Annotated in this window: 30 protein-coding genes; 18 read left to right on the forward strand and 12 right to left on the reverse strand. The window is 63.3% G+C overall.

Going from position 1 to position 25,700, the window contains the following annotated elements:
• Positions 1–61 precede the first annotated feature (61 nt).
• The gene (locus JN280_RS19340) at positions 62–448 is read left to right on the forward strand and encodes a phasin family protein (RefSeq protein WP_202314370.1); all 387 of its coding nucleotides are present in this window, start codon (positions 62–64) and stop codon (positions 446–448) included.
• 373 nt (positions 449–821) lie between these two features.
• On the opposite strand, the gene JN280_RS19345 is transcribed toward JN280_RS19340, so the two are convergent.
• The gene (locus tag JN280_RS19345) at positions 822–1,070 is read right to left on the reverse strand and encodes a hypothetical protein (protein WP_202314372.1); all 249 of its coding nucleotides are present in this window, start codon (positions 1,068–1,070) and stop codon (positions 822–824) included.
• A 104-nt stretch (positions 1,071–1,174) separates the two neighbouring features.
• A complete protein-coding gene (locus JN280_RS19350) occupies positions 1,175–1,534 on the reverse strand; it encodes an SPW repeat domain-containing protein (RefSeq protein WP_446720666.1) in 360 nt (119 codons plus the stop codon).
• 512 nt (positions 1,535–2,046) lie between these two features.
• Here JN280_RS19350 and groL point away from each other — a divergent pair.
• On the forward strand, positions 2,047–3,669 hold the full coding sequence (groL, locus tag JN280_RS19355) for a chaperonin GroEL (RefSeq protein ID WP_202314374.1): 1,623 nt from the start codon (positions 2,047–2,049) through the stop codon (positions 3,667–3,669).
• Positions 3,670–3,760: 91 nt separating this feature from the next.
• On the forward strand, positions 3,761–4,738 hold the full coding sequence (locus JN280_RS19360) for a ribose-phosphate diphosphokinase (protein ID WP_202314375.1): 978 nt from the start codon (positions 3,761–3,763) through the stop codon (positions 4,736–4,738).
• On the opposite strand, the gene JN280_RS19365 is transcribed toward JN280_RS19360, so the two are convergent.
• Positions 4,707–5,723, reverse strand: a complete 1,017-nt coding sequence (locus tag JN280_RS19365) for a hypothetical protein (RefSeq protein ID WP_202314376.1) — start codon at positions 5,721–5,723, stop codon at positions 4,707–4,709. The two genes, JN280_RS19360 and JN280_RS19365, sit on opposite strands and share 32 nt — an antisense overlap.
• 443 nt (positions 5,724–6,166) lie before the next feature.
• Between JN280_RS19365 and JN280_RS19370 the strand changes: the two genes are divergently transcribed.
• The 5 genes from JN280_RS19370 to JN280_RS19390 all read left to right on the forward strand — a co-directional run bounded on the left by JN280_RS19370 (position 6,167) and on the right by JN280_RS19390 (position 9,483).
• Complete coding sequence (locus tag JN280_RS19370) at positions 6,167–6,610, forward strand: DUF3775 domain-containing protein (protein ID WP_202314377.1); 444 nt, start codon at positions 6,167–6,169, stop codon at positions 6,608–6,610.
• 253 nt (positions 6,611–6,863) lie between these two features.
• Positions 6,864–7,379, forward strand: a complete 516-nt coding sequence (locus JN280_RS19375; protein WP_202314378.1) for an Hsp20/alpha crystallin family protein — start codon at positions 6,864–6,866, stop codon at positions 7,377–7,379.
• A gap of 109 nt (positions 7,380–7,488) precedes the next feature.
• Positions 7,489–7,914 carry a DUF2267 domain-containing protein gene (locus JN280_RS19380; protein ID WP_202314379.1) on the forward strand — a complete coding sequence of 142 codons (426 nt, stop codon included), beginning with the start codon at positions 7,489–7,491 and terminating at the stop codon, positions 7,912–7,914.
• A 4-nt stretch (positions 7,915–7,918) separates the two neighbouring features.
• Positions 7,919–8,590, forward strand: a complete 672-nt coding sequence (locus JN280_RS19385) for a phosphoribosyltransferase (protein ID WP_202314381.1) — start codon at positions 7,919–7,921, stop codon at positions 8,588–8,590.
• Positions 8,591–8,655: 65 nt separating this feature from the next.
• On the forward strand, positions 8,656–9,483 hold the full coding sequence (locus JN280_RS19390; RefSeq protein ID WP_202314383.1) for a universal stress protein: 828 nt from the start codon (positions 8,656–8,658) through the stop codon (positions 9,481–9,483).
• A gap of 356 nt (positions 9,484–9,839) precedes the next feature.
• On the opposite strand, the gene JN280_RS19395 is transcribed toward JN280_RS19390, so the two are convergent.
• From JN280_RS19395 to JN280_RS19425, 7 genes are all read right to left on the reverse strand, one after another.
• Complete coding sequence (locus JN280_RS19395) at positions 9,840–10,478, reverse strand: helix-turn-helix domain-containing protein (protein WP_202314385.1); 639 nt, start codon at positions 10,476–10,478, stop codon at positions 9,840–9,842.
• Positions 10,479–10,566: 88 nt separating this feature from the next.
• Positions 10,567–10,710: a hypothetical protein gene (locus tag JN280_RS19400; protein WP_202314387.1), complete on the reverse strand. Its 144-nt coding sequence runs from the start codon at positions 10,708–10,710 to the stop codon at positions 10,567–10,569.
• 328 nt (positions 10,711–11,038) lie between these two features.
• A complete protein-coding gene (fixJ, locus tag JN280_RS19405) occupies positions 11,039–11,692 on the reverse strand; it encodes a response regulator FixJ (protein WP_202314895.1) in 654 nt (217 codons plus the stop codon).
• Positions 11,685–13,196: a PAS domain-containing sensor histidine kinase gene (locus JN280_RS19410; protein ID WP_202314389.1), complete on the reverse strand. Its 1,512-nt coding sequence runs from the start codon at positions 13,194–13,196 to the stop codon at positions 11,685–11,687. Before JN280_RS19410 ends, fixJ begins: the two co-directional genes overlap by 8 nt.
• A 325-nt stretch (positions 13,197–13,521) precedes the next feature.
• Positions 13,522–13,995: a pyridoxamine 5'-phosphate oxidase family protein gene (locus JN280_RS19415; protein ID WP_202314391.1), complete on the reverse strand. Its 474-nt coding sequence runs from the start codon at positions 13,993–13,995 to the stop codon at positions 13,522–13,524.
• 337 nt (positions 13,996–14,332) lie between these two features.
• Positions 14,333–15,124 (reverse strand): magnesium transporter, encoded by a 792-nt coding sequence (locus tag JN280_RS19420; RefSeq protein ID WP_202314392.1) that lies wholly within the window; start codon positions 15,122–15,124, stop codon positions 14,333–14,335.
• Positions 15,125–15,326: 202 nt separating this feature from the next.
• Positions 15,327–15,542, reverse strand: coding sequence for a hypothetical protein (locus tag JN280_RS19425; RefSeq protein ID WP_202314393.1), 216 nt, complete (start codon positions 15,540–15,542; stop codon positions 15,327–15,329).
• 301 nt (positions 15,543–15,843) lie between these two features.
• On the opposite strand from JN280_RS19425, the gene JN280_RS19430 reads away from it, so the two are divergent.
• The 9 genes from JN280_RS19430 (at position 15,844) to JN280_RS19470 (ending at position 23,269) form a co-directional block, all read left to right on the forward strand.
• On the forward strand, positions 15,844–16,656 hold the full coding sequence (locus JN280_RS19430; RefSeq protein WP_202310785.1) for an IS5 family transposase: 813 nt from the start codon (positions 15,844–15,846) through the stop codon (positions 16,654–16,656).
• 322 nt (positions 16,657–16,978) lie between these two features.
• Positions 16,979–18,064: a DUF4424 domain-containing protein gene (locus JN280_RS19435; protein WP_446720667.1), complete on the forward strand. Its 1,086-nt coding sequence runs from the start codon at positions 16,979–16,981 to the stop codon at positions 18,062–18,064.
• Positions 18,064–18,585 carry a dihydrofolate reductase gene (locus tag JN280_RS19440; RefSeq protein ID WP_202314394.1) on the forward strand — a complete coding sequence of 174 codons (522 nt, stop codon included), beginning with the start codon at positions 18,064–18,066 and terminating at the stop codon, positions 18,583–18,585. Before JN280_RS19435 ends, JN280_RS19440 begins: the two co-directional genes overlap by 1 nt.
• A gap of 152 nt (positions 18,586–18,737) precedes the next feature.
• On the forward strand, positions 18,738–19,832 hold the full coding sequence (hflK, locus tag JN280_RS19445) for an FtsH protease activity modulator HflK (RefSeq protein ID WP_202314897.1): 1,095 nt from the start codon (positions 18,738–18,740) through the stop codon (positions 19,830–19,832).
• Positions 19,832–20,773 carry a protease modulator HflC gene (gene hflC, locus JN280_RS19450; protein WP_202314395.1) on the forward strand — a complete coding sequence of 314 codons (942 nt, stop codon included), beginning with the start codon at positions 19,832–19,834 and terminating at the stop codon, positions 20,771–20,773. The genes hflK and hflC overlap by 1 nt, the downstream gene beginning before the upstream one ends.
• An 8-nt stretch (positions 20,774–20,781) precedes the next feature.
• Entirely contained in the window at positions 20,782–20,967 is a 186-nt protein-coding gene (locus JN280_RS19455; RefSeq protein WP_202314396.1) for a DUF2065 domain-containing protein, read from the forward strand.
• Between the two features lie 118 nt (positions 20,968–21,085).
• Positions 21,086–22,594 (forward strand): DegQ family serine endoprotease, encoded by a 1,509-nt coding sequence (locus JN280_RS19460; RefSeq protein ID WP_202314397.1) that lies wholly within the window; start codon positions 21,086–21,088, stop codon positions 22,592–22,594.
• Between the two features lie 61 nt (positions 22,595–22,655).
• Positions 22,656–23,009: a PIN domain-containing protein gene (locus JN280_RS19465; protein WP_244743441.1), complete on the forward strand. Its 354-nt coding sequence runs from the start codon at positions 22,656–22,658 to the stop codon at positions 23,007–23,009.
• The gene (locus tag JN280_RS19470) at positions 23,006–23,269 is read left to right on the forward strand and encodes a pilus assembly protein HicB (RefSeq protein ID WP_202314399.1); all 264 of its coding nucleotides are present in this window, start codon (positions 23,006–23,008) and stop codon (positions 23,267–23,269) included. The genes JN280_RS19465 and JN280_RS19470 overlap by 4 nt, the downstream gene beginning before the upstream one ends.
• A 16-nt stretch (positions 23,270–23,285) precedes the next feature.
• On the opposite strand, the gene JN280_RS19475 is transcribed toward JN280_RS19470, so the two are convergent.
• Positions 23,286–23,861, reverse strand: coding sequence for a GNAT family N-acetyltransferase (locus tag JN280_RS19475; protein WP_202314401.1), 576 nt, complete (start codon positions 23,859–23,861; stop codon positions 23,286–23,288).
• Positions 23,858–24,745, reverse strand: coding sequence for a phosphoserine phosphatase SerB (serB, locus tag JN280_RS19480; RefSeq protein ID WP_202314403.1), 888 nt, complete (start codon positions 24,743–24,745; stop codon positions 23,858–23,860). Before serB ends, JN280_RS19475 begins: the two co-directional genes overlap by 4 nt.
• Here serB and miaA point away from each other — a divergent pair.
• Positions 24,744–25,658: a tRNA (adenosine(37)-N6)-dimethylallyltransferase MiaA gene (miaA, locus tag JN280_RS19485; RefSeq protein ID WP_202314404.1), complete on the forward strand. Its 915-nt coding sequence runs from the start codon at positions 24,744–24,746 to the stop codon at positions 25,656–25,658. The genes serB and miaA overlap by 2 nt on opposite strands.
• Positions 25,659–25,700: the final 42 nt, after the last annotated feature.

Raw genomic sequence — 25,700 nt, forward strand, 5'->3', positions numbered from 1 at the left:
ATGAACGCCGCGCCGCTAGAGTTTTGAGGTCGCTTTCGCGCTGTCAAAGAAAGGAGCTACCATGCCTTGGAAATCCGATCAGCCGCCTGTTCCCGTTGCGGCACTGCCTTTCGTCACGAGCGGGCAGAGATTCTATCAGGCGGCTGTGCGCCTGCAGCTTCATGGCCTCAAGGCGGCAATGCAGTATCAGATCGAGGCTCTCACTTTCCTCAAGCGCCGCTATGAGGAGGACGTGAAACTCCTGGCTGACCTTGCCGGAAGCGCCAAGTCCGAGGACTCGGTCGATATCGTCGCTGCTTTCATGCAGAACGCCAGCTCCGACTATGCTGCCGAAGCTGGAAGGATCGCGTCGATCGGCGCGAGGCTTGCCACCGAAACGGCCAAGGATGTGAGCAAGGAAGCCGAGCGTGCTGCGGAAGACAGAGCCGCGGCGACGGTTGCTGCCTGAAACTCCGGGCGAACCTGCGGGCGGGGGCCGCGAAGGTCGGTTTTGATCTTGAGGATCGGACCATAACAGCGGTCGATGAGATCGACCGTTGGAGGCGCGGCTGCGTCGCTCGTGCCCTTTGGCGCCAAGCGGCGTGGTGCGGCGCGCCGGTGATTGAGTTCACGTGGATGCGTCAGCCTGATCAAGACAGGGTCAACGATTTGTTCCGCCCGAGCCACGGCCGCTCGCTGGCCGCGCGCCCAAGGTTCGGGCCAACAAGCATCAAAGCGGCCGTGATCGAGCGACCTCGACAGGCCGATGAGGGTGCGCCTTGGCTGGTGGGCACACCACCCGGAAGCCGACGCTGCTGCAATCCCCGAGCGGACCCAACTGGTCACCTGCCATCGGACGGCGACGACCATACGCCGACCGAGGCCGAAGCGTGAGAAGTGGAGCCCGGGCGCCTCAGGAGGGGGTTGGTGCGGCCTCGCAACCAGTTCTTCATCGCCTGAAGCAGTTCGCTCTCGTCGGCCAGGCCGTTCGCGTAGAGCTTGATCGCATGCCGGGCGATCCTGGCAGCTTCGCCGGAATCCACTTCAATGCCTTGGTCTCCGCAAAGCGAGTTGCAGACACGACGCAGCATCTCGACGCCTTCCGGCATGATAACGCAAGCGGGGTACAACATTCGTATCCTGGTCGGCATGACGTGGTTCCCGACGGTGCCTGCAGTACGTTCCTCCGAGGCACTCAGATGTTTCCTGCTTCCTCCAGAGCCCACAGCGCCCGCCACGCTGCAAGAAGTGCGATCATAGCCCCTGAAAGGACTGCGCTCCAGTTGGCGACATCAGCGGCTGCGAACTCCAGGACCCCATGGTGATGCGATGAGCCATGCGCCAAGCATGACGTTCGCCACTTCCGCCCAACCTGAAACGATGCCGACGCCGCAAGGCTCAGTGTGACAGCGGCCGCTCCGCCGAGCAGAAAATTCCACGTTATCGCGTTCGCCGAAGCGCCATGCGGCACGGCTGCCCCGAGCAGCCAGCTTGATGAGATCGACCACAACCCCGCGACGAGGATTATTCGATCCTGCCAGCGCTGATCGTGCATCTTCGATCACTCCTCTCGTGGACAGGTTCTCGTAGAAAGTAATCGTGTCCGATGATGCTTTTCTTGCTTTGATCTGCGTCAATGTGAGCGCCGAAGACGCACTGAATACTCGTTAAGCCTATGGCGCGGGATGCATCCTGGGGCGGGCCTTGGATGCGATTGCGGTCCATGGCACTGGCCGAGACATCGGCTTGTGGGGCACAGTCGTCACCCTCGGTGTCTACTCCGCGGGGTGGCTGGCTGTCTGGTCTTCGTCCGCAGGGGGAAGGCCTGGCGCCTTGCAGGACGCTCCAGCCTGCAGGGCGCGCCTCGACCATGCGGCGTCGAAGCCGCGCCGGGAGGTCGTCAAAGCGATTTGGAAGCCTCAGGCAGCGAATACCAGCGGGAAATCTCCAAGCCTCGTTGCGTCCCATGGTCGCCGACATGATCCCGCTCTCCGACAATTTGACCGGCATCAAGGAAACCGGTTGCTCGGTTGCGCTAGGAGCCTCTTGACCGAGGAGGCTCATGCCATGGCTCACAAACAGGTCTTGTTCCGTTCCGAGGCTCGCGAGAAGATCCTGCGGGGCACGACGCAGCTTGCCGACGCAGTTCGCGTGACGCTAGGTCCGCGTTCGAAATCGGTGCTCATCGAAAAGAAGTGGGGAGCGCCGATCGTCTGCAACGACGGTGTCACCATCGCCAAGGAGTTCGACCTCAAGGATCCGGAGGAGAACCTTGGAGCCCGCATGCTGAGGCAGGCCGCGGAAAAGACCGGCGAGATGGTCGGCGACGGAACCAGCACTTCGACAATTCTCGCTCACGCGATCTTCGCCGATGGGGTGCGCAATGTCGTTGCCGGCGCGAGCGCAATCGATATCAAGCGCGGCCTTGACCGGGCGACAAAACGCGCTGTCGAGGCATTGAAGGCGATATCCAAGCCGGTCGAGACGCGGCGAGAGAAGGAGCAGGTCGCGACGATCTCGGCGCATAACGATACTGTGATCGGCGAACTGGTCGGTGCGGCGATGGAGAAGGTCGGCGGCGAGGGCGTCATAACCGTCGAGGAATCGAAGTCCACGGAGACAGTTCTCGACGTCGTGGAAGGCATGGAGTTCGATCGCGGCTTCGTCTCGCCCTATTTCGCGGCGGATGCGGAAAAGATGGAGGCGGTGCTCGAAGATCCCCTGGTACTGATCGTCGACCGCAAGATCCTGTCCCTCAACGACCTGATAAGGCTCCTGGAAGCCGTCGCCAAATCCGGCCAGCCGCTGCTCGTCGTCGCGGAGGACGTGGAGGGCGAAGCACTGGCCACGCTCATCGTGAACCACATCCGCGGCACGCTGAAGAATTGCGCGGTCAAGGCGCCGGGCTTCGGCGACCGTCGCAAGGCCATGCTTCAGGACATAGCGGTGCTGACAGGGTCGCAGGTGATTTCCGAAGAGCTTGGCATCAAGCTGGAGAATGTGGCCATCGACCAACTCGGCCGCGCCAAGAGGGTCGTTTCCGACAAGGACCGCACGATCATCGTCGGAGGCGGAGGGGAGAGCAAGGCGATCAAGGGCCGCATCGAGCAGATCCGTCGTGAGATCGAGGATACGACCAGCGATTACGATCGCGAAAAGCTGCAGGAGAGGCTTGCGAAACTGTCCGGCGGTGTCGCCGTCATCAAGGTCGGCGCTCCGACGGAAGCCGAAATGAAGTCGAAGAAGGAAGCGCTCGACGACGCGATAAGCGCCTCCAAGGCGGCCGTTGCGGAAGGCGTCGTGCCCGGCGGAGGGCTCGCGCTGCTGCGCTGCATCGGACCCGTGGAGGCGGAGGAGCAAATGTGCGAAGGCGACGAGCGGACGGGCGTGCAAATCCTGAAGCGCGCGCTTGAACTGCCTGTCCGCCAGATCGCGGAGAATTCGGCGGTCGACGGCGGAGTGGTGGTCGCCAGAATGCTCGAAGGAAAGGACAATTACGGTTTCGATGCAGGGCGCAAGCAATATGTCGATCTGGTCGAGGCCGGCATCATCGATCCAACCAAGGTCGTTCGAATTGCGCTCGAAAACGCGGTGTCGGTGGCGAGCACGCTGCTGCTGACCGAGGCGACCATGACAGAGATACCGGAGCAGCGGCCCGCGCAGCCGGTCATGCCTGAGATGGCGATGTAGTCAAGGGCATGGGCCTCGGGCGTATAGCGACCGATCGGTCGGCGGACGCGGGGATCCACGCTCGTGGGCATCCTTCCATACGGAGGCGAACATGCGTTTCTTTGCGTTGAAGGGAACGGACCGCCTGGGCTTCTCGGTCGCACAGGCGCTGGGCGTCGGCGTCGATCCGCATGAGGAGCGCGACTTCGAGGACGGCGAGCACAAGGCGCGGCCCTTGGTCAGCGTGCGTGGCCAGGACGTTTATGTCCTTCACAGCCTTGCGGGCGGAGCCGACGCGTCGGCCAACGACAAGCTTCTGAAACTTCTGTTCTTCATAGCCACGTGTCGCGAAAATGGAGCCGCGCGGGTCACCGCGGTGGCGCCCTATCTCGCCTACGCCCGCAAGGACAGGCAGACGAAGTCGCGAGATCCGGTAACGATGCGCTACTTGGCACAATTGTTCGAAGCCATGCGCACGGATTGTCTGGTCACCCTCGAAGTGCACAACCTTGCGGCTTTTCAGAACGCATTCCGGTGCCGCACGGTTCATCTCGATGCGCGCAGGCCTTTCTGTACTGCCGTTCGCGAGCTCGCAGGCGATGCTCCTGTCGTGATTTTTTCCCCCGACGGGGGAGGGGTGAAGCGCGCTGGGTTGCTGAAGGAAAGCTATGAGGCGACCTCAGGAAGCGCAACCGGCTTCGGCTTCATGGAAAAGCATCGGAGCCGTGGCGTCGTCACGGGCGATCTGTTCGCGGGCGATGTGGACGGCAAGGTGGTTTTCCTCGTCGACGACATGATCAGCACAGGTGGTACGATGCTCAGGGCTGCCCGGGCATGCCGTGAGCGCGGCGCGAAGGCGGTGTACGCCGTTGCCACCCACGGCCTGTTCGGCAAGGGTTCGGAGACGTTGTTTGCCGACGGCGCCATCGACAAGGTCGTCGTGACGGACAGCCTGGCTTCGGCATCGGACGAAGCCGCCGTCCGGCAAGGCAGGATCGAGCTTGTGCCCTGCGGCGCGTTGGTCGCCGAGGCGATAGCGCGGCTCCATGGATCCCGGTCTATCGCGGACTTGGTCGGCATGGAGAGTTGAGTTCGCCCTTGGCCCTCTCGACATATGCGAGGGCGAGCGGCTTCCACTTGCCGGGGGTGGCTACGTGCGCGTCGAGAAGATGCGCCATGCAGAGTCGCGCCCTGAGCAGAGCGCGAAAGCCGCCGTAGACGGCAAGCGTCTCATCGTCCGGTCGACCGCCGAGCCGCGCCTCGAGCGTGTGGAGGAGGATCGGCCGTACCCAGAAAGCTCCCAGCACTGCGCATTCCAGGCCGAGATAGTTGATTTCATCATAGGGATCGACGATCCGCATCGGGCGGCTGAATTCGAGGGCATCGATGATCTGTATCGGCTCGCCGATGAAGACATGTTCAGGCCGAAGATCGCCGTGCCCCTCGACGATCCGCCCTTCTGAGATGCGCCTTTCGATCCGTGGAAGAGCTCTTTCGAGTGCCTGATCCACCCTGTCGAGCACAGGCAGAGCGACGTTCGCCATGCCGAGTTCCGGCCGTCCCAGAATGGCGCGGTTGACGGCCTGCTCCTCGATCAGATGCTTTGCGTAGAGGGGGCCGTCCACGATTTCAGGGGGGCAGGCCGAATAGAAGTCGCCCAGCAGTTGCCCGATCCTTCGGACATCAGCCTCCGTCACGTTTCCCTGGCGCAGCCTGGCGTCCAGCAGGTCGGCCTGCGGCAGCCTTTTCATCTCGACGAGCCAGTCGATGACGCTGCCTTGCCCCGTCAGGTTGAGACGGTCCGGCCCTTCGCATCGCAGCGCGACGACCGAACAATAGGTGCTGCCGGCAAGCCTCCTGTTCAGCCGCAATTCCTCCTCGCAGAAAAAGCGCCGGCGCCAGAGCGTGCTGAAATCGAGGAACGGATATTTGACGGGCTTCTTGAGCTTGTATACGCGGTCATCGGTCAGGAACACCCAGGACATGTGCGTTTCCCGCACGTCGACGCTCGCCGTCGCGTGTGGGTATGCTTTGGGCTCGCTCAGAAAACGCACCTTTGCCGCCAGATCGATCATCGGTATCCGTCCGCCGTCGGCTATTGGGTCTGAATCGCCCGGAACCGCAGATGTCTGCTGCCCCTGAGGGGACGAGCAACAAGATGATCCGGACGCGATGGAAGCCGGCACGCCCATCGCCTTTCCCATGACAGGTGCGTCGCATGGCATAGGTGCTGGCTCCTCGGGAGCGGCCCCTTCGAAATCGACCGCGCCACAGTAATTCAGCCAACGACCGGACATCACCTTGATACGCGTCAAAGACGGCCGACAATAGTCGGCTAGCCTGACCCGCATATGCGCCGCCATGGGGCGCTGCCGGGTGCCTGCAGGATCGGTTCCGAAGCCGCCCATGGGGCGGTGGCTGCGCCCGGCAAAAAAGACCGATCTCGTGAGCGTCGGCCGGTTTCGTGACGTAGCCAGCGTCCGGTTTCGACGAACAGGAATGGAAAGGAAGGATCCCAATGAAACGTGGAATCGGAAGTGAGGAGAACAGAGTCCCGGAACTGGCAATTCCGGTCGAAACGGTGTGCTTCATTGTCATGAAAGCACGTGAGTTCGACGCGAAGGAGGCCGTCACCGAACCGGATCCGGGGTCTAATCCGACAGACGATCACGACGTCGCCGTGCTGCAGGATCATGATGACGACCCCGTTCAGGAAGAACTGTCGTCCCTCATATCCGACCTCTCTGTCGACGAGCAGATCGATCTGGTCACGCTGATGTGGCTCGGGCGGGACGACTATCGGGCAACCGAATGGCCGATCGTGCGAAAACAGGCCGCCGACGCCCACAACGACCATACGGTCGAATATCTCTGCGGGAATCCGCTGCTGTCCGATCACCTCTTGGCCGGTCTCGACGTCCTCGGTCTTTCGTGTGCCGACTACGAAGGGAAGCATCTTTGAGCGGAACATTCGCCCGGTTTGATCCGCGTCAAAGCCGGATGACATCGAAAGGGCTTTTCTGAAGTCCTCGCTGGATCGAGTTGGATCAGGCCAGGCTGTGCAACGATCCGTTTCAAGGCGCGATCTTGCCGAAGCGAAGCGCCGGATCAACGGTGACTTCCGGCGAGCGGGTCCGGCAGCCTCCGGTTCAAGGTGGAAGATCGGAGGCGGCGGCATCTGAAAGCTTCATTCAACAACGCCAAGGAGTTGCATCATGGCCGAAGCTGGCAAATTGCCCGTCAAGAAGTCTTCCGCGCCGGCGGAAGCCGGAGACTGGAATCCGTTCGACAGCCTCCGTCGAGAAATCGACCACCTGTTCGACGATTTTCGTCCCTTCGATTGGCGCCTTCCTTCCAGGGTTTTCAGGCCCCGGATATCTCATGCGCCATGGCAGGTCGCACCGGCGATGGACCTTGTCGAGAGGGACGACGCCTACGAGATCACAGCGGAGCTTCCCGGGCTTGACGAGAAGAACGTCGAGATCAAGCTCTCCAACCACACGCTGACGATCAAGGGCGAGAAGAGCGAGCAGAAGGAAGATAGGCAAAAGGACTATTATCTGTCCGAGCGGCGCTACGGTTCGTTTCAGCGAAGCTTCCAATTGCCCGAAGGCATCGACGCCGACAGGATCGAGGCGAACTTCGCAAAGGGCGTGCTGACCGTGAAGCTGCCCAAGACGGCCGAGGCGAAGAAGGCCGAAAAGAAGATCGCGGTCAAGGCTGCCCCTTGAGCGCTCTCGCCTCGTCGGTGCGTCGGCAGGCGACGCACCGACGAGCAGGTCAACCGGAACCACATGAACCCTCCGGTGAACAGCCAACTCCATGCCGAGGAGAATTGCCATGGGCACTTCAATCGCAGGCTTCACCCAGGCATCGCAGCAGGCCCAGCAATGGGTCAATGAACTGGCCGAAGATCTGAACTGCAACGATCGACACGCATATCATCTTCTCCGCGCGGTTCTTCATGCGCTGCGCGACTGGCTCTCCCCGGAGGAAATGACCGATCTCGCCGCCCAGTTGCCCGTACTCATAAGGGGCATCTATTTCGAGGGGTGGAAGCCGGCGGAGACACCTGTCTGGCAGCGCCACAAGGACGACTTCGTTGCGCGTATCCAGGACGCCTTCTCGGGCGATCCGTTGAACGATCCGGACATGGCCATCGCGGCAGTCTTTCGACTGCTCGATCGGCATGTCTCGCATGGCGAAATCGTGCAGGTCAGGAACTCGATGAAGAAAGCCCTGCGTGAGCTGTGGCCGGCGGATTGACGCGATGTTCCACGATCGACGGGAGGCCGGGCGCGAACTGGCGAACGAAGTGGCAAGGTTGGGCTTGGCTGAGCCTATCGTGCTCGCCTTGCCAAGGGGCGGTGTGCCGGTTGCGGCGGAGGTGGCGCGGACCCTGAAGGCGCCGCTCGACCTTGTCATCGTGCGCAAGGTGGGTGCGCCCGACAATTCCGAACTGGCAGTCGCGGCCATCGTCGACGGCAGTCCACCCGATATCGTGCTCAATCGCGAGATCATCGAAGCATACGGGCTGGACGATTCCGAGCTTCGGCTTCTGGTCAACCGCGAGCGCCCCGAATTGGAGCGGCGCCGGTTGACCTATCGCAGCGGGCGGCAAGCAAAGTCGGTCTCGGGCAAGACGGCCATTCTCGTCGATGACGGGGCCGCCACGGGAACCACGATGAAAGTGGCGATCCGTGCGCTCCGGCGGCGATCGCCGCGCGAGATCGTCGTGGCGCTTCCGGTGGCCCCTCCCGACACGATCGCCGAACTCGCGCGCGAAGCCGACAGGGTCATTTGCCTGCGCCAGCCGGCACACTTCCGTGCGCTTGGGTTTCATTACCAGCACTTTCCCCAACTCACCGACGACCAGGTGATCGCGGCGGTGCGGGATGCAAGGCAACAAAAGGACCTCGACGAGGTCGCGAAGAAAGCTTGACGCGGGTCAAGGCCGAGATGCCGCACCCATGCTGATCTGTCGTCCGAGCCTGACGGAGAAGAGAAATGACCATCACCACCATCATGGTGCAGCTCGACGTGGATTCTCCAGCGACACCGCGCTTGAGCTTCGCCCGGGAACTCGCAGGAAAATTCGAGGCGGATTTGATTGCCGTCGTCGCGGTCGAAGCGCGCGCGCTCGTACCCCCGGATGAAAACGGTCTTGTGACGCGGGAGCTGTTGCGTCAGCGAAGGCGCGAGATCGAGGATCGTCTGAAGGTGCTCAAGGAGGAATTCCTGGCCTTTTCAGGCAACAATGAGCGCGCCTCATGGCGCACCGAGCTGGACGACCCTACGCGGACTTTGGCCTTGCATGCCCGCGCCGCCGACCTGGTGGTAACCGGAACTCCGGCGGCCGAGGCGGGGGGCGATTTCCACCGGACGATCGACGCGGGTGCGCTAATCCTGTCGGTGGGACGGCCGGTCCTGTTCGCGGCGGACGATCTGCGCCCCTTGCGCGGCGAACGGATTCTCATCGCCTGGAAGGATGCACGTGAATCGCGTCGCGCAGTGGCTGATGCGATGCCTTTCCTGACGCACGCCAAGGAGGTCACCGTGGCCGCCATTGCCGAAGGAGATCAGCCGGCCGTACGGGAGGGCGCCGCGGATGTGGTCCGTTTCCTGATGAGGCACGGCGTGAGGGCGAGCTCGCAGATACTGGAGCCCGATGGGGCGAAGATCGCTGAGGTTCTCATAGCGAAAGCCGGGGAGATCGGAGCGGATGTCGTCGTTGCGGGCGGCTATGGCCACAGCAGGCTTCTGGAATGGGCGTTCGGCGGCGTGACGCGCTCCATGCTGTCGGCCGGATCGATGCACCGGCTGCTGTCGAACTGACGACAGTGACACGCTGCCGGACGAGGACGATTGCCGTTATGCGATGCGCTGGGGTGTTTTCAGCAGTGTGCGAGCCGTGACGAAACACGGCAACCGCGACGGGGGGGCAGGTCACGCGGAGTGGATCGGATGATGCCCCCACATGCGCCAATGGGTGGGTGACACGTCCACCCGCTCGTTGGAGTCCGATTTGACCCATCCGGTCAGCACGCGCTTGCAGGGGAACACGAGGGCGTGGGGGCCATCCCAATCCATGACGGCCAGCTGCAGGTCATGATTGAAGGGTGCCGTCGAAATCGGGTGCCACATCATCCCCTGGTCGGAAGCAACGCAACCGCCTCCAAAACTCGACGCTGTCAAGCCGCCATTTCGTGCAGGGTCTGCCACCTGGCGATCTCGATTCTGCGTAAGCTCGCCAGCTTGATGATGCCTCTCTGCTTGAGTTTGGAGAACACGCGGGAGACCGTCTCGATGGTCAAGCCGAGATAGTCGGCGATGTCCGCGCGGGACATGGGCAGATCGATCTGTCGCAGGCCTCCTTGTCGCGCGGACATATCCGTCAGGAAGGCGGCGATCCGTTCCGTCGCATTCTGGCGGCCCAGCACGAGCAGATGCTCCTGGGCCCGGACCAGGCTCAGAAGCGCCAAGGGCAGCAGTTCGCTCGCGGCATCGCCGCCCGAGGCATTCGCACGCAAGATACTGATGCCGGTGGCGCCGACGGCATCCGCAAAGAAATGGTGCGTCCTATCCGCCTCGAAACCGAAGACTTCGCCGGGGAGGTGGAAAGCCGAAATCTGCCGGCGGCCGTCCGCGAGCAAGCGGTATATGCGGACTGCTCCGAACTCGACCTTGTAGAGATTGCCGCTTTTCTCGCCCTGGGCGTAGATTTCGGCGCCGGCCGGGAAAAGGCTGGGCATGTTCATCACACCGAAGTCGCGGGCAAACGCCGCCCCCTGCGGATGGACTGAATTCCGGGACAATTCGAAGACCGACATGATCACCTCCAGCTGCTGAGGCGAGAATTGCGCAGATCCGATGATCGCGAAATTCGGTCATATCCCTAGGGGAAACCACGTAGAGCCGTCAGTCCGCTGCGGTGATGGCGTTCCGCACCGCCTCGATGAGCGGCCCACCGAGGAACGGCTTCGTCACGAGTGTCACCTTCTGCAGTTCAGGAGCGGCCCGGAACAGGCTCACAAGCAGTATGACCGGCCTGGCAAAGATCAAGAATTGCCCTGGGGCAATCTTCCAATCCACGGCCCGATCATCGATGACGGCGCAAGCGGCGCGCCGTGCGTATCGGGATGCAAAGGCGTCGGTCGCATATGAATGTGCGTCGACCCGGAAGCCACTGCTCTCGAGCGCGAATTCAAGAGAGCGTCGCAAGCCGTCATCGGGAGCAGCGGTGATTACAATCTCGGATCTGGCCACGCTGGATCTCCGCCGGGCACCGTTTCGCCTCGGCCATCCTGCGTCGCATATTCGGGAACCTGGCGCATTGCGGCAGATCAAAGCCAGTTCATCGTGATTTGGCTCACCCCTCTCATCGCTCAGGTCACGCGCGCGAGCCGCCGCTACGGCCCCGGCTTACCGGATTTTCCTTGTCTGCAAGCTCCAGGGCAATCGCCATACGCACCAGCTCAGGCAAACTGCCGGCACGCATCTTGGACATGATGTTGGCGCGATGGACTTCGACCGTTCGGGGACTGATGTTCAGATCATAGGCGATCGTCTTGTTCGGGAGTCCGGCCACCACGGCGGCGAGGACCTGGCGCTCCCGCTCCGACAGTTGGCCGAGGCGCGAGCGGATCGCCGACACGTCCTCCATCTCGGTGACGGTGTCGAGGCGGCTCGCCGCTCGCTTGATGGCTTCAATCAGAACGACGTCTTCAAAAGGCTTTTCGATGAAATCGCTCGCGCCGGCCTTCATGGCCGCGACCGCCATCGGGACATCGCCGTGGCCGGTGATGACGATCGCCGGAATAGCGACGCCGATCTCGTTGAGCTTGGCGAGCAGTTCGACGCCGCTGATATCGGGCATTCTCAGATCGGTGACGAGACAGGCCTTTCCGATGGTCGGCGCCGCGACAAGAAAACTGGAAGCGGAGTCGTGCACGCGAACCGTGAAGCCGGCCATAGTCAAAAGGAATGCGAGCGATTTGCGGACCGGCTCCTCGTCGTCGACGACGTGGACGACATATTCATGGATCTGCATCTGCTGCCTCTTGCGTTGCCGTAGGCAATAAGAAGCGGAATGTCGCCCCACCTTTGCCGTTGCGCTCCAAAGTTATGCTGCCGCCATGCGCTTCCACGATCCGCTTGGAGATCGACAGGCCGATGCCCATACCGCTCGCCTTGCTGGTGACGAAGGGCTGGAACAGGCGTGTCGCTATGTCCTCGGGGATCCCCGGACCTGTATCCGCGATCTCCACAGCCACAAACCCGTCACGGTCGGAGGCCGTGCGCACCGACAGCTCACGCCGCTCGCTTTCTCGCATGGCCTCCATGGCGTTGCGCATGAGGTTGATCAGGACTTGCTGCACCTGAATGCGATCCACGAGGACTTCGCCGGTGTCGGGCGCAAAATCGAAGACCGACCTCACGCCTTGCTCGCGGGCGCCGACAAGCGCCAGCGCACCGGCTTCTTCAATCAGTTTGCGCAGATCTTCCGCTGATTTCTCCGTCTCGCCGCGAGTTACGAACTCGCGCAGATGGCGAATGATGCCGCCGGCGCGGAGCGACTGTTTCGCAGTCTCCTCGAGCGCTTCCCTGATCCGGTTGGCCGCAGGCCCGTCGAGTTGCGCCAGGAAACGAGCGCAGCCCTGCGAATAGTTGGCGATGGCTGCGAGCGGCTGGTTGAGCTCGTGGGCCAGGGTCGATGCCATTTCGCCAAGTTCGTTGAGGCGGGCAAGCCGCGCCAGTTCGTCCTGTATCTCTTGCAGCCTCGCTGCGCTTTCCTCCCTTTCGGTGAGGTCGCGGATGAAGCCAGTGAAGAATTTCCGGTCGCCCGACCTCATTTCGCCGACCGACAGCTTCATCGGAAAGGTCGAGCCGTCCTTCCTGCGCCCGACCACCACGCGGTCGACACCAATGATGCGCTTCTCGTCGGTCGTCAGATATCGCTGGATGTAGCCGTCGTGCTCGCTGTGGTAGGGCTCCGGCATCAACAGGTTCACATTCCGGCCGATCGCTTCCGCTTCCGTAAAGCCGAACTGTCGGACGGCCGCGGCGCTGAAGGATGTGATGATGCCGCCGTCGTCAATCACCACCGTTGCATCCGGGACGGTGTCAAGAATCGAACGGAGATGGGCTTCTCGCGCTTTCAGAGCAGCCTCGGTCTTGCCGACGGCGCGGCGTGCCCGGTGCAGCATCTCGCCTATCCACGCGATCATCAGGCCGACCAGCGCGAAGACGAGAGCCTGGATCCACATCGCCTGCGCGGCATCCACGATGTAGATGGTGCCGGCGAGAGAGAGCACCAATGCGAAGATGCCGGGACCAATGCCACCTGCGATCGCCGAAACGAGAATGACCGGGACGAAGAGAATGAAAACCGCGGTGTTTCCGAGCGCGGGAATCAGCAAGAGCCTGACGACAAAGACAGGCACCACCATTGCGGCCGCAAGCAAATATCCCGCAGCCCCGTCGAAGCGGGATGAAATCACGGCCTTCAGAAAGTGTCCTCTCAGTCCGGTATCTTCGCTTCCGGGCATGGCCTGACCCAAAGCGGCCCCACGTGCTCGCCCACGCTTCACCTGCTCAGCCTCTTCTCCTGACGCAGGTTCGGAAAACGGTGGGACGCTTTTCCGAAACCTGCCTTGGGCGCAACGGTGCCTCCGGGACCCAGCCGACCCGGCCACGTCATACTACGCCGTGCCGACGATTCCCAACCGTTCTTTTGGTCTAATCCGAACCTTGACGAAGGTGGCGCGGGTCGATCGAGAATGCCGCGTGCGAGCCGGCCGGACGTTTTTGACAATCGTCCGGCTGCCCGACGATGGGCATATGAATCGTGGCTTTGCTTGGAGGCCCGGCCCGTTACGGCACTTGCGTTCCCGGGTCCTTGGCCTCTCGGCCAGTGACGCTGTCGATCAGGACACGGAAGTAGATGTGCTCGTAATGGTCAGCGGAGCGGGGAACGGCCTGCCCGATCGGTTTCAGGCTGCCCGGCTCCCACCAGAATGGATGCTTGCTGAGCAGAGACCAGGCATGTTCCCGCTCCCGTACAAGTTCCGGGGAGACATCCAACTCCTGATAGCGGCCCTGAACTATGACGCTTTTCCATCCCGGGCCTTGGCCGCGCTCGTCGACTTGCAGGCAGATGTGAGGGTTGGAGCGCATGCAATCGATCTTGTGGCCCGGCATCGAGAATGAGTAGAGATGGTGGTCCGAGTAGACGAAATAGATCGGCACGAGGTAAGGCTGCCTGCCGTCCACGCAGGCGAGATGGGCAAGCCTTTCTGACGCGAGAATCTTGGAGCATTCGAGCGCTGACAAATCCCTGATCCACATCGTTTGCCTCCCTCGGTTTGGTACAGTTGCGCGCGGACTGGTCGTCCATCGGCATAGTGACGCGCCTGTCATATGCGTCGGGCAATTATCCGCCGTCGAAGGCCGACTGCCGATCCGCTCATCGCGGTTGCTGGACATCTTTTCATTTTGGCTATCCAAGGCAAGTACGCTTTGAGCCGGATCAAGTTCGGCATCAAGGAGATGTCATTTTTGCCTTGCCAACGAATGGCCCAATCACGCCAGTCTCCACCCGCGTCGTCCGCGCGCGGGGCGAGCCGCCGAGATCAAGAAGCGGTGACGGCGGTCGCATTCCGCCACAGCTACGCCAGCGGCCACTTCACCGCAGCAACGTCATCACGGCGAGATAGATCAGGATCGACAGGGCGTCCTGGATGACGGTACCCACAGGACCGGAGCCGAAAGCGGGATCGATACCGAGGCGCGACAACAGCCAAGGCAGCAGCAGCCCCGTTGAACTCGCGATCGTGCCCGCGGCGGCCAGGGAAATGCCGGCTCCCAGAGCCAGGCTGGCATCGTTGTAGACCAGCCAGATACCGACCAGGGCCAAAGCACCCAGGATCGTGCCGATCAAAAGGCCGGTGGCCAGTTCGTTCAGGAGAAGGACCGGCAGGCTATTGCGTCGCGTTGCCAGTCCACGCACCGCGATCGCTTCCGTCTGGGTACCTATCGCGTCGGCGAGGTAGACGAGGGAAGGCAGAAACGTCGCCACCACGATATCCGCCTCGAGGAATTGTTCGAAGCGGGTCATCAGCAACGCGGTGATGCTGCTGAGCCCCAGGCCTACGACAAGCCATGGCAATCGCCGCGACACGCGGCTGAGCGGCGGATCCTCGAGGGCGTGCACGGCCGCGGAGCTTTCCTTCACAATGCCGGCCAGCCGGTGAAGGTCCTCGTGGTGCTCGCGCGTGAGAACCTGCAGCAGCTTCACCGCTGGCACGCCGCCGCGCAGCACGGCTTCTGCGCCGACGACCGGCAAGACGGCTGCGGCGGCGCGCGTTGCGATCTCTGCGGCCCGCTCCTGATCCTCGGCGGGCGGGACGGTCGGCCAGGCGGGCCGAATCAGCGCCGACAGCATGGTGTCCGGGGATGTGGCCGCGATGTCGCGCATCGCCGCGGCTCCGACATAACGGCCTTGGCCGTCGACTATCATTGCTGCGTCGTAGCAGTCGTGCGGCTCGCGCAGGGCGCGTTCCCTGAATGCGCCTGCCTTCTCGTCCGCGCGGCCGATCGGGACTGAAACGACCAGCCGATCGATTGTGTTCGGGCCGGAGAACCTGCTCGTGCCGACGGCTGCCGTGCCTGTGTGGTTATCAGCCATAGTGACCGGTCACGAGATGCTGGCAACGCTCGATCCTGGGCGCTAGGAGTATCTGGTTGGTGTCGCCTGAATCGACGATTTCTCCGAGGTCGAACCAGACGAAGGGCGTGAGATCCTGGCGGCTGGCTCTGATTGCGATCTTGTGATCCGTTGCGTGGTTTGACTGCAGGCCCAAGTGAATTCCACTATAGCGAAGGTTGGGAAGCATGGCTCGCCTCGTGCAATGCAACGGATGGATCAATGGCTTGTTTTGCGCCAGCGTGTCATTGTTCTGCGTCAAGGCTGCTCATGATTTACGCGGCCCAGGCTGATGCGTCCGACACTGTTACGCGCAATGCCCCGATTGCTTGCGTCTCTGCTGCGGCCAAGTAGCGCCTGCTTCCAGGGTTTTGGGCCATCCCCAACTGTTCTTGTAGAGAATAGTGCCGCTCTCAGAGGCCGTTTCGGAAGGGGTTGAGTGACCGAGGTTCAGATGATTCCAAGGAGTTGCGAGCTTCCTGGAGATTGTCATGTGGACCCCGACCACCCGTGAACAGCATAGCCGTCCCGCGGCGCGTTACCAGACCGATTTGACCGATAAGGAGTGGCTGCTGATCGAGCCCTATCTTCCCGCCGCGCGAAAGACCGGGCGGTCTCGCGCCTGGCCCATGCGGGAGATCATCAACGCGATTTTCTACGTGCTGCGCGGTGGCATCGCCTGGCGACTGCTGCCATCGGATTTTCCACCCTGGCCGACCGTCTATCGCTGGTTTGCGGCCTTTCGCGACGGCTCGGTGTTCGAGAAGATCAATCACGCCCTGGTCATGGCGGATCGCGAACGCGTTGGCCGCGACGCCAGCCCATCGGCGGCGATCATCGACAGCCAGAGCGTCAAAACCACCGAGGCCGGCGGGCCGCGCGGCTATGATGCCGGCAAGAAGATCAACGGCCGCAAGCGCCACGCGCTGGTCGACACCGACGGACGGGCGCTGCTTGTCGAACCGCATCCGGCCAACATTCAGGATCGTGACGGCGGCGGACCGCTGCTGCAGGTGTCGCGCCCGCTATTCCCCTTCATCAAGCACGTCTGGGCCGATGGCGGATACAATCATGAGCGTGTGACAACAGCCACGAACATCCTTGTCGAAATCGTCAAGAAGCAGCCGGATCAAGTCGGCTTCGTCGTCCTGCCGCGCCGATGGGTGGTCGAGCGCTTCTTCGCATGGATCAACCGCAACAGGCGGCTCGCAAAGGACTTCGAGGCGACCATCGATTCCGCAGCCGCCTTCCTCTACGCCGCTTCCGCCATGTTGCTCATCCGCCGATTGGCACGCACGTCATGAGTTTCGAAACGGACTCTCACGGGAGTTCCTTGAGAGAGATCAAACCGAGTGGGTTTCGTGACTGGGGACGACCGGCGTCGCGCTCGGCGAGAGCCGGGGCAGGAGCAACCGGGCCGCGAGCCCAAGGAGGCTGCCGACGATTCGGATCGACGCTGAAGTGGTCGGTGTGTTTACGTTCAGGGTTTGCGGATTTCCGGCTTGACGACGACGAGGCCGACGCCACAATCCGCGCGGTGATCTCGGTATAAGGGAATCTTCGCCGCCCCATGCGGCTCGAGAGTCCTGCTCCCGACGACAAGAGCCATTGCCTGGAGGAAGAAAGTTGCGTCGCCTAACGCTTCTCGTCGCGCTCGCCATGCCGTTGCCGGCGCTGGCCAACGATTCTACCGCCGAACTCGGAACCGGCGGCCTGATCCTGTCGCGCAGCGACGTCATCGCCATGGAGCGGGAGGACCTGTCGATCTCGCTCGACAATGTCACCGTCGACTATGTCTTCCGCAACAGTTCCGACAAGGACATCGAAACGATCGTGGCGTTTCCGATGCCTGACATCGAGGGCAATCCCTATCGCATGACGTCGATCCCCGACGACGAGAAGGACAATTTCCTCGATTTCGCGGTGACCGTCGACGGCAATGCGGTAGCGCCGGAACTGGAGCAGAAGGCCTTCGCGCTCGGCATCGACATCTCCGAGGAACTGCGGGCGCGCGGCGTTCCGCTCTATCCTTACGGGGAAGCCGTCCTGAAGGCGCTCGCAGCCCTGCCGCAGGAGGTCGCCGACAAATGGCAGGAGCGCGGCATGATCGTCATCGACGAGTATGACGACGGCTCGGGCTGGAAGCGCGTGCGCACGCCCTTCTGGCAGTTGAAGACGACCTATTGGTGGCGCGCGATGTTTCCCGCCAACGGCGAGGTCACGGTCCAGCACAGTTACCGGCCGAGCGTGGGCGCCACAACCGATCTCAGCTTCCTCGTCGACGGCAGGTTCGAGGGCGATAGCTATGCCGAGTACAAGCATAGATATTGCTTCGACAAGAGCTTCGAGAACGCCGTGCTGAAGGCGGCCAGGAGATCGTCGGACGGCTATGCGCACCTCATGGAGAACCGGATCGCCTACATACTGACGACGGGCGGCAACTGGGCGAACGGCACGATCGGCGCCTTCAAGCTGACGGTCGACAAGGGCGATCCGAAGAACCTGGTCAGCTTCTGCGGCCGCAACGTCAGGAAGACCGGACCGACCACCTTCGAGATGACGGCCGAAGATTTCTATCCCGAGCGTGATCTCGACATACTGATCCTCTCGCCCGTCGGCATGGGTGAAGGCGAAGCAGGCGGTGCCGGGCGAGAGGCGCAATCGCCGGCACCGGCGAAGCCGGGTGCATCGAAACCGGAGAGCGGCGGCTGATGAAAATCGTCATCCATGTGGCGATTGCCGAGAACCATGTCATCGGACGCGACAACGGGCTGCCGTGGCGCCTGTCGTCGGACATGAAGCGATTCAAGGAAATGACGATGGGAAAGCCGGTCGTCATGGGTCGCAAGACCTGGGAGAGCTTTCCGCGCCGGCCGTTGCCCGGGCGTCTGAACATCGTGCTCACGCGGGCTCCCGGCTTCCAGGCCGACGGGGCAGAGGTCGTGGCGGCGCTGGACGATGCGCTCGAGCTGGCGCGGGAGCGGGGCCGGAATATGCCCGGAGCAGATGAAATCTGCATCCTGGGAGGCGGCGAGGTCTATCGGCAGGCGCTGCCGCTGGCAGACCGGCTCTATGTGACACATGTGCTCGCGAGCGTCGGCGGCGATACCCGCTTCCCGGCCATCGACCCCGCCGAATGGGAACTCGTCCACAGCGAGGATCATCCGGCCGGCGAGAAGGACAGCCATGCGACACGCTATGCTGTTTACGATCGCCGGCGAACCATGCATTGAGGGCGGCAGGTTCATACAAATGAAGCCAAAACGGCACACGGGCAGGGCGGCTGCGTTGAAAGCGCTGCGGTCCATCCCTATAGAGTGCTAAGAATAAAGAAATGGGCGCGGCCGCAAGGCCCGCGCGGCATTTCGAGACCGAAAGGAATTTCATGCCCTGGAACAATCAGAGCGGCGGTGGCGGCGGCCCTTGGGGCGGCGGCGGCAATGGCGGCCCATGGGGGCAGGGACCCCGCGGCCCCGGCGGACCGCACGGATCGCCGCCCGACCTCGAGGATATCATCCGCCGCGGCCAGGACCGGCTGAAGCGGGCCTTGCCGGGCGGCGGGGGGATGAACCCCGCGGTAATCGGCCTGATCGGCCTGGCGCTTGTCGCATTCTGGCTTTTCCAGTCGATCTACACTGTCCAGCCCGATGAACTCGCCGTCGAGCTGCGCTTCGGCAAGCCCAAGCAGGAGTTGTCCGAACCGGGTCTTCACTTCCATTGGTGGCCGATCGAGACCGTCGAAAAGGCCAACACCGCCGAGAAACTCATCAATATCGGCGAGGCGCGCGGCAGCAGTTCGTCCGGACTGATGCTGTCCGGCGACCAGAACATCGTCGACGTGAAATTCTCCGTCGCTTACCAGGTCTCCGATCCGAAGGCCTATCTGTTCAATGTCGCCCAGCCCGACGACATGGTGCGCCAGGTTGCCGAAAGCGCGATGCGTGAGGCGGTCGGCCGCCGTCCGGCGCAGGACATCTTCCGCGACGACCGCCAGGGCATCGCAGATGCGGTGCTCGGCATCATCCAGCAGACGCTCGATACCTATGGCGCTGGACTGACCATCAACGCGATCTCGATCGAAGACGCGGCGCCGCCGCGCGAAGTGGCCGACGCCTTCGACGAAGTGCAGCGCGCAGAGCAGGACGAGGATCGCTTCGTCGAGGAATCCAACCAGTATTCCAACCAGCGGCTCGGTCAGGCTCGCGGCGAGGCGGCCCAGATCCGTGAAGAGGCCGCCGCCTACAAGAACCGCGTCGTCCAGGAAGCCGAAGGTGAGGCGCAGCGCTTCATCTCCGTCTACGACGAATATGCCAAGGCGCCCGACGTGACCCGCAAGCGGCTGTTCCTGGAGACTATGGAGCGCGTGCTGAAGGGGTCCAACAAGGTCATCGTCGACGAGAAGAACGGGCAGGGCGTCATACCCTATCTGCCGCTGCCCGAACTGCAGAAGCGCGCCGCGCCGGCTGAAGAGAACAAGTGATGTCCAACCGTCTCCCCGTCATCGGCGTCATCGCCGCCGTCATCCTCTTCCTCGTCTATTCGTCGATCTTCGTGGTCAACGAGCGCGAGCAGGCCATCGTGCTGCGGTTCGGAGAGATCGTCGATGTGAAGACCGAGCCCGGCATCTATTTCAAGGCGCCTTTCGGCTTCTTCGAGGCCGACAATGTGCAGATCATCGAGGATCGCGTCATGCGCTTCGACCTAGACGACATCCGCGTCCAGGTCTCGGGCGGCAAGTTCTACGAGGTCGATGCCTTCGTCGCCTTCCGCATCTCGGACCCGCGGCGCTTCCGGGCCGCGGTTTCGGGCCAGGTGCTGCTCGCGGAGCAGCGTCTGCGGACCCGACTCGACGCCGCCCTCCGGCGCGTCTACGGCCTGCGCGGCTTCGAGGCGGCGCTCTCGGAGGAGCGCGCCTCGATGATGCGCGAGGTGCGCGACCAGTTGAGGCCCGATGCGACCTCGCTCGGTCTCGAGATCGAAGACGTGCGCATCCGCCGGACCGATCTCACAGCAGAGGTTTCGCAGCAGACATTCGACCGCATGAAGGCCGAACGTCTCGCAGAGGCCGAAAGGCTGCGTGCCCGTGGCCGCGAGGCGGCGCAGCGCATCCGCGCCCGCGCCGACCGCGAAGTGGTGGAGACCGTCGCCGAAGCCCGCAGGGAATCGGAGATCCTGCGCGGCGAGGGCGAGGCGCAACGCAACGCGATCTTCGCCGACGCCTTCCAGCGGGATCCGGAGTTCTTCGAATTCTACCGGTCGATGAACGCCTATATCCAGTCGCTCGACCCGAACAGCACAACCATGGTGCTGTCGCCCAATTCGGAATTCTTCCGCTTCTTCGGCAACTCGGCGCCGGCCGCCCCGGCAGCGCCCGGCACGGCGCCTGCCGCTTCCGGCCAGGCCGCGGGCGCCAGCCAGTAAGGCGCCCTGTGGCCGACTTCCTGGCCGCCATAGGCCTGGTGCTCGTCGTCGAGGGCCTCGTCTATGGAGGCTTTCCGGGCCTCGCCCGGAGGCTCGCGACGGAAGTGCTGGCGACACCGGAACATGTGCTTCGGATCGGCGGCCTGGTGGCGATCGCGGCGGGCGTCGGGATCGTCTGGCTCGTTCGCGGGTAACGAAGGTTTTTTCCTTCCGCGATAGCAAAGGCCGCAAACAAGCCCTATTTTCAAAGGACAAGGCGCCGGTGGCCCGGTTGCGGGGCCGGGACTTTCCAGCAGAGCCGGGAGACAGCTGATGAGACCAAGCACCCTTTTGCCTGCCCTGCGCAAGACGATGCTCGCGGCGGCTGCCGTGCTCTTCGTCGGCGCCACCGCGGCGCCAAACTTCGTGGGCGTGGCCGAGGCGAAGGGACCCGATTCGGTTGCCGACCTGGCTGCCGGGCTGCTCGAAGCGGTGGTCAACATCTCGACGTCGCAGACCGTCAAGGGCTCCGAAGGCGAGGGCGCCGTCCCGGCGCCGCAACTTCCGCCCGGCTCGCCGTTCCAGGAATTCTTCGACGACTTCTTCAACAAGGACCGCGAGGGCCAGGGCCGGGGTCCGAACTCGCAGAAGGTGCAGTCGCTGGGCTCGGGCTTCGTCGTGGATGCCGAGCAAGGAATCGTCGTCACCAACAACCATGTCATCGCCGACGCGGACGAGATCGAGGTCAACTTCTCCGACGGTTCGAAGCTCAAGGCCGAGCTCGTCGGCAAGGACACCAAGACGGATATCGCGGTGCTCAAGGTCGATCCGAAGCTCAAGAAGCTGACGGCGGTCAAGTTCGGCGATTCCGACAGGATGCGGATCGGCGACTGGGTGATGGCGGTCGGAAACCCGTTCGGGCTGGGCGGCACCGTGACCGTCGGCATCGTGTCTGCCCGCAACCGCGACATCCAGTCCGGACCCTATGACGATTTCATCCAGACCGACGCCGCCATCAACCGCGGCAATTCGGGCGGTCCGCTGTTCAACATGGACGGCGAGGTTATCGGCATCAACACGGCCATCATCTCGCCTTCGGGGGGCTCGATCGGCATCGGCTTCTCGATCCCCTCGAAGCTCGCGATCGGCGTCGTCGACCAGTTGCGGCAGTTCGGCGAGACCCGTCGCGGCTGGCTCGGCGTGCGTATCCAGCCGGTGACGGACGAGATCGCCGAGAGCCTCGGCATGCAGTCGCCAAAGGGCGCGCTCGTCGCGGGCGTCATCAAGGGCGGACCGGTCGACAACGGCGTGATCCAGCCGGGCGACGTGATCGTCACCTTCGACGGCAAGGACGTTCGGGAGATGCGCGACCTGCCGCGCGTCGTGGCCGACAGCCCGGTCGGCAAGGCGGTCGACGTCGTCATCATCCGCAAGGGCGTGGAGCAGACGGTCAAGGTCACGCTTGGACGGCTCGAAGACGGCGAGAAGCTCGCCGGCGCTGAAGGGGAACAGCCCCAGCAGGACACGCCGGAGGCGGTCTCGGCCGCGTCGGTGCTCGGCATGACGATCGCCGAGCTCGACGACGATACGCGCGCCAATTTCGACATCGGCGCGGATGTCTCCGGCGTCGTGATCACCGAAGTCGCCAAGGATTCGCCGGCGGCCGAACGCGGAATATCGGCGGGCGAAGTGATCACCGAGATCGCCCAGGAATCGGTTTCCTCGCCGCAGGAAGTGCTGGACCGCATCAAGGCGCTGAAGGATCAGGGGCGCAAGAACGCGCTGCTGATGCTGGCCTCGAAGACCGGCGAGCTGCGCTTCGTCACGATCCGCATGGACTGAGCGCCGTCGAACTTGCGACGACGCGTCGTTTGAACATCCCATAGGATGTGCGTCTTTTGCTGTGCTGTCATTGGTTGCACGCCGGCGTTTGCGGCCGTTGGTGACCACGGCGCTATTCCCTGAGTATGAGGATGTGATCAGGCGTCCCAACCACCGCTTGGCTCACGGGCTGTCGGATGGCGAGTTGGAGCGCCTGATGTCGGGCTTCGCGGCGTTGGCAGAGCCTGTCGATGTCCACTATCTCTGGCGTCCGCAATTGACGGATCCCAAGGACGAGATGGTGCTCGAAGCAGCGATCAATGGCCGTGCCTACGCTTTAGCGACGCACAATCGTCGGGATTTCTTGACTGCGGCAGAACGCTTCGATGTGCGAGTTGTGACGCCGGCGGTCCTTCTGGAAAGGTTTCGACCATGAGCAAGGCAACATATCCGCTCAAGCTTCCACTTTCGGTGAAGGAAGCGGCTGTGAGGCTCGCGAAGGCCGATGGCGTTTCGCTGAATCAGTGGATCGCGTCGGCGGTCGCCCAGAAGGTCGGAGCAGTCGAGACCGCGGCAGACTTTCTGCGAAAGCGGGCGGGTTCGAGGTCAGGCGATGATTTCTCCGCCGTCCTCGAAAGAGTGCCGTCCTCGAAGCCCGAGGAGGGGGACGAATTGCCGTTTGCGGGAGAGCACTGATCCACCGCATCTGAGGCTATCCGGCCGCCCTTTTTCTATCCTCCCAATCGGCGCGGGCAAGCCGATAAAGCACGTGCCGCTTGAGATGCGGATGGGTGTGGGGGACGCGGGGATGATCGAAGTCGCCCGCCGCGTCACGGCGCATGCCGATACGTTCCATGATGGCGGTCGAGCGGCCGTTGCCCGTCACGGCAAAGGACACGATCTCGTCGAAGCCGAACACCTCGAAGCCGTGCGCGAGATGCGTCTCTGCCGCTTCGGTGACGTAGCCTTTTCCCCAGAACTCCGGCGCGAGGCGCCAGCCGATCTCGATCGTGTCTTTCGGCAGGAACGGCTCCAGATACTCGGCGGGGTGGAGACCGACGAAGCCGATGCACTCCCCCGTCATGTCGATCTCGACGGCGGCGAAGCCGAAACCACGTCGGGCAATGCCGTCGCGCAAACCATCGAACAAGGCGTCCGACTGCGCCCGGTCGCGGCGGAACGGGAAGAATTCCATCACGCGCTCGTCGGAGTTGATCCGATGGAAGAGCGGGCGGTCGCGCTCCTCCCAGTTGCGCAGGATGAGCCGTTCGGTGCGGAGCGGCGTCAAGTCGCGAACTCGCCGCGACGGTACCCCTGCATGTAGAGCAGGGCGGTGAGATCGCCGTGATCGATGCGGATGCGAGCCTCCGCCGCGACTGCGGGTTTCGCATGCAGCGCGACGCCCGCGCCGGCCATGCGGATCATGTCGAGATCGTTGGCGCCGTCGCCGACGGCGATGGCGTCGGCCGGCGTCAGGCCGAGCCTGCCGGAGATCTCCTGCAACGCCTGGGCCTTCGCGGCCCGGCCGAGGATCGGCTCCGCGACGGTGCCGCTCAGCTTTCCGTCGGCCTCGATCAGCCGGTTGGCCCGGTTCTCGTCGAAGCCGAGCATGGCACCGATGCGGGAGGTGAAGACGTCGAAGCCTCCCGAGACCAGCGCCGTCCAGCCGCCGGCGGCGCGCATGGTGGCAACCAGAGCGCGCCCGCCCGACGCAAGCGTGATGCGTTTGGCGATGATCGTATCGACGACCGTCGCGTCAAGCCCTTTCAGCAATGCGACACGTTCGCGCAATGCCGGCTCGAATGCGATTTCGCCATTCATCGAGCGGGCTGTGATCGCCGCCACATGGTCCTTGATGCCGATTTCGTCGGCCAGTTCGTCGATGCATTCCTGGTCGATCATGGTAGAGTCCATGTCGGCGATCAGGATCTTCTTGCGGCGCGTGGCGATATCCTGCACGACGATGTCGACCTGCTCGCCGGCCAGGCTGTCGCGCAGGCGACGCTCGACATCCGTCGCCACCGCGTCGTCCGGAAGTGCCAGGTCACAGGCGACAGCCTCGTCCAGCCAGTCGATTGCGCTTGCGCCGGCGGCAGCGGTGGCCCTATTCGCAAGGGCGAGGGACAGGGAACGGCGTTCCGGACGGGCGATCAAGGTGGCGACGAGAGGCATGGAACGATCCGCGGCGGAAGAGGCCGAAGGCCTTGTTGAAAACGCGATCCTGATAGCCGGGCCCACCGCGAGCGGCAAGTCCGCCATGGCGCTCGACTTCGCCGAGCGCGAAGGCGGCATCGTCGTCAACGCCGATTCCATGCAGGGCTATTCCATCCTGAACGTCCTGACGGCGCGACCGGGTGCGGCCGAGCTAGCCCGTGCGCGGCATGAGCTCTATGGCCATATTCATCCGAGTCGCGCCTATTCGACCGGGGCCTGGCTGCGCGACGTGATGAGGCTCAATGAGGACGGCGTGCTGGCAGGACGGGTTCCGGTCTTCGTCGGCGGCACCGGCCTCTATTTCCGGGCCCTTGTCGAAGGCCTGTCGGAGATGCCCGACATTCCGAAGAACATTCGTGACCGATGGCGCTGGGAGCTGAATGAGAGGGGGGCGGAGCGGCTTCATCGCATCCTGCGCCAGGAGGACCCCGGGGCGGCCGCGGTCATCCGGCCGAGCGACGGGCAGCGGCTGGTGCGCGCGCTCGAAGTGCTGCAAGCCTCGGGCCGTTCGATCCTCACCTGGCAGGCCGAACGCGGCAAGCCGCTGATCGACCGGGCGAGCGCTCGATTCTTCCTGATCGAGCCCGAGCGCGCCTTCCTCGTCGCGCGCATCGAGCAGCGTTTCGACAGGATGATCGATGCGGGTGCCCTGGCCGAAGTCGCCGAGCTTTCGGCCCTGAAACTCGATCCGGCCCTGCCGGCGACCAAGGCCATCGGTTTCCGCGAACTCGAGGCGGCGCTCGACGGCAGGATCGGCATGACCGAAGCGATCGAACGCGCCAAGATCGCCACGAGGCAATATGCCAAGCGCCAGGCGACGTGGTTCCGCCATCAGCTCGGGCCGGAGTGGCAGCGTATCGCCCTTAGGTGATCGAGCCGGCCGCAATCGGTGATGGCGGTTCGGCGAAGAAAC

The organism is Mesorhizobium sp. L-8-10 (assembly GCF_016756635.1).
In the GTDB taxonomy this organism is placed as follows: domain Bacteria; phylum Pseudomonadota; class Alphaproteobacteria; order Rhizobiales; family Rhizobiaceae.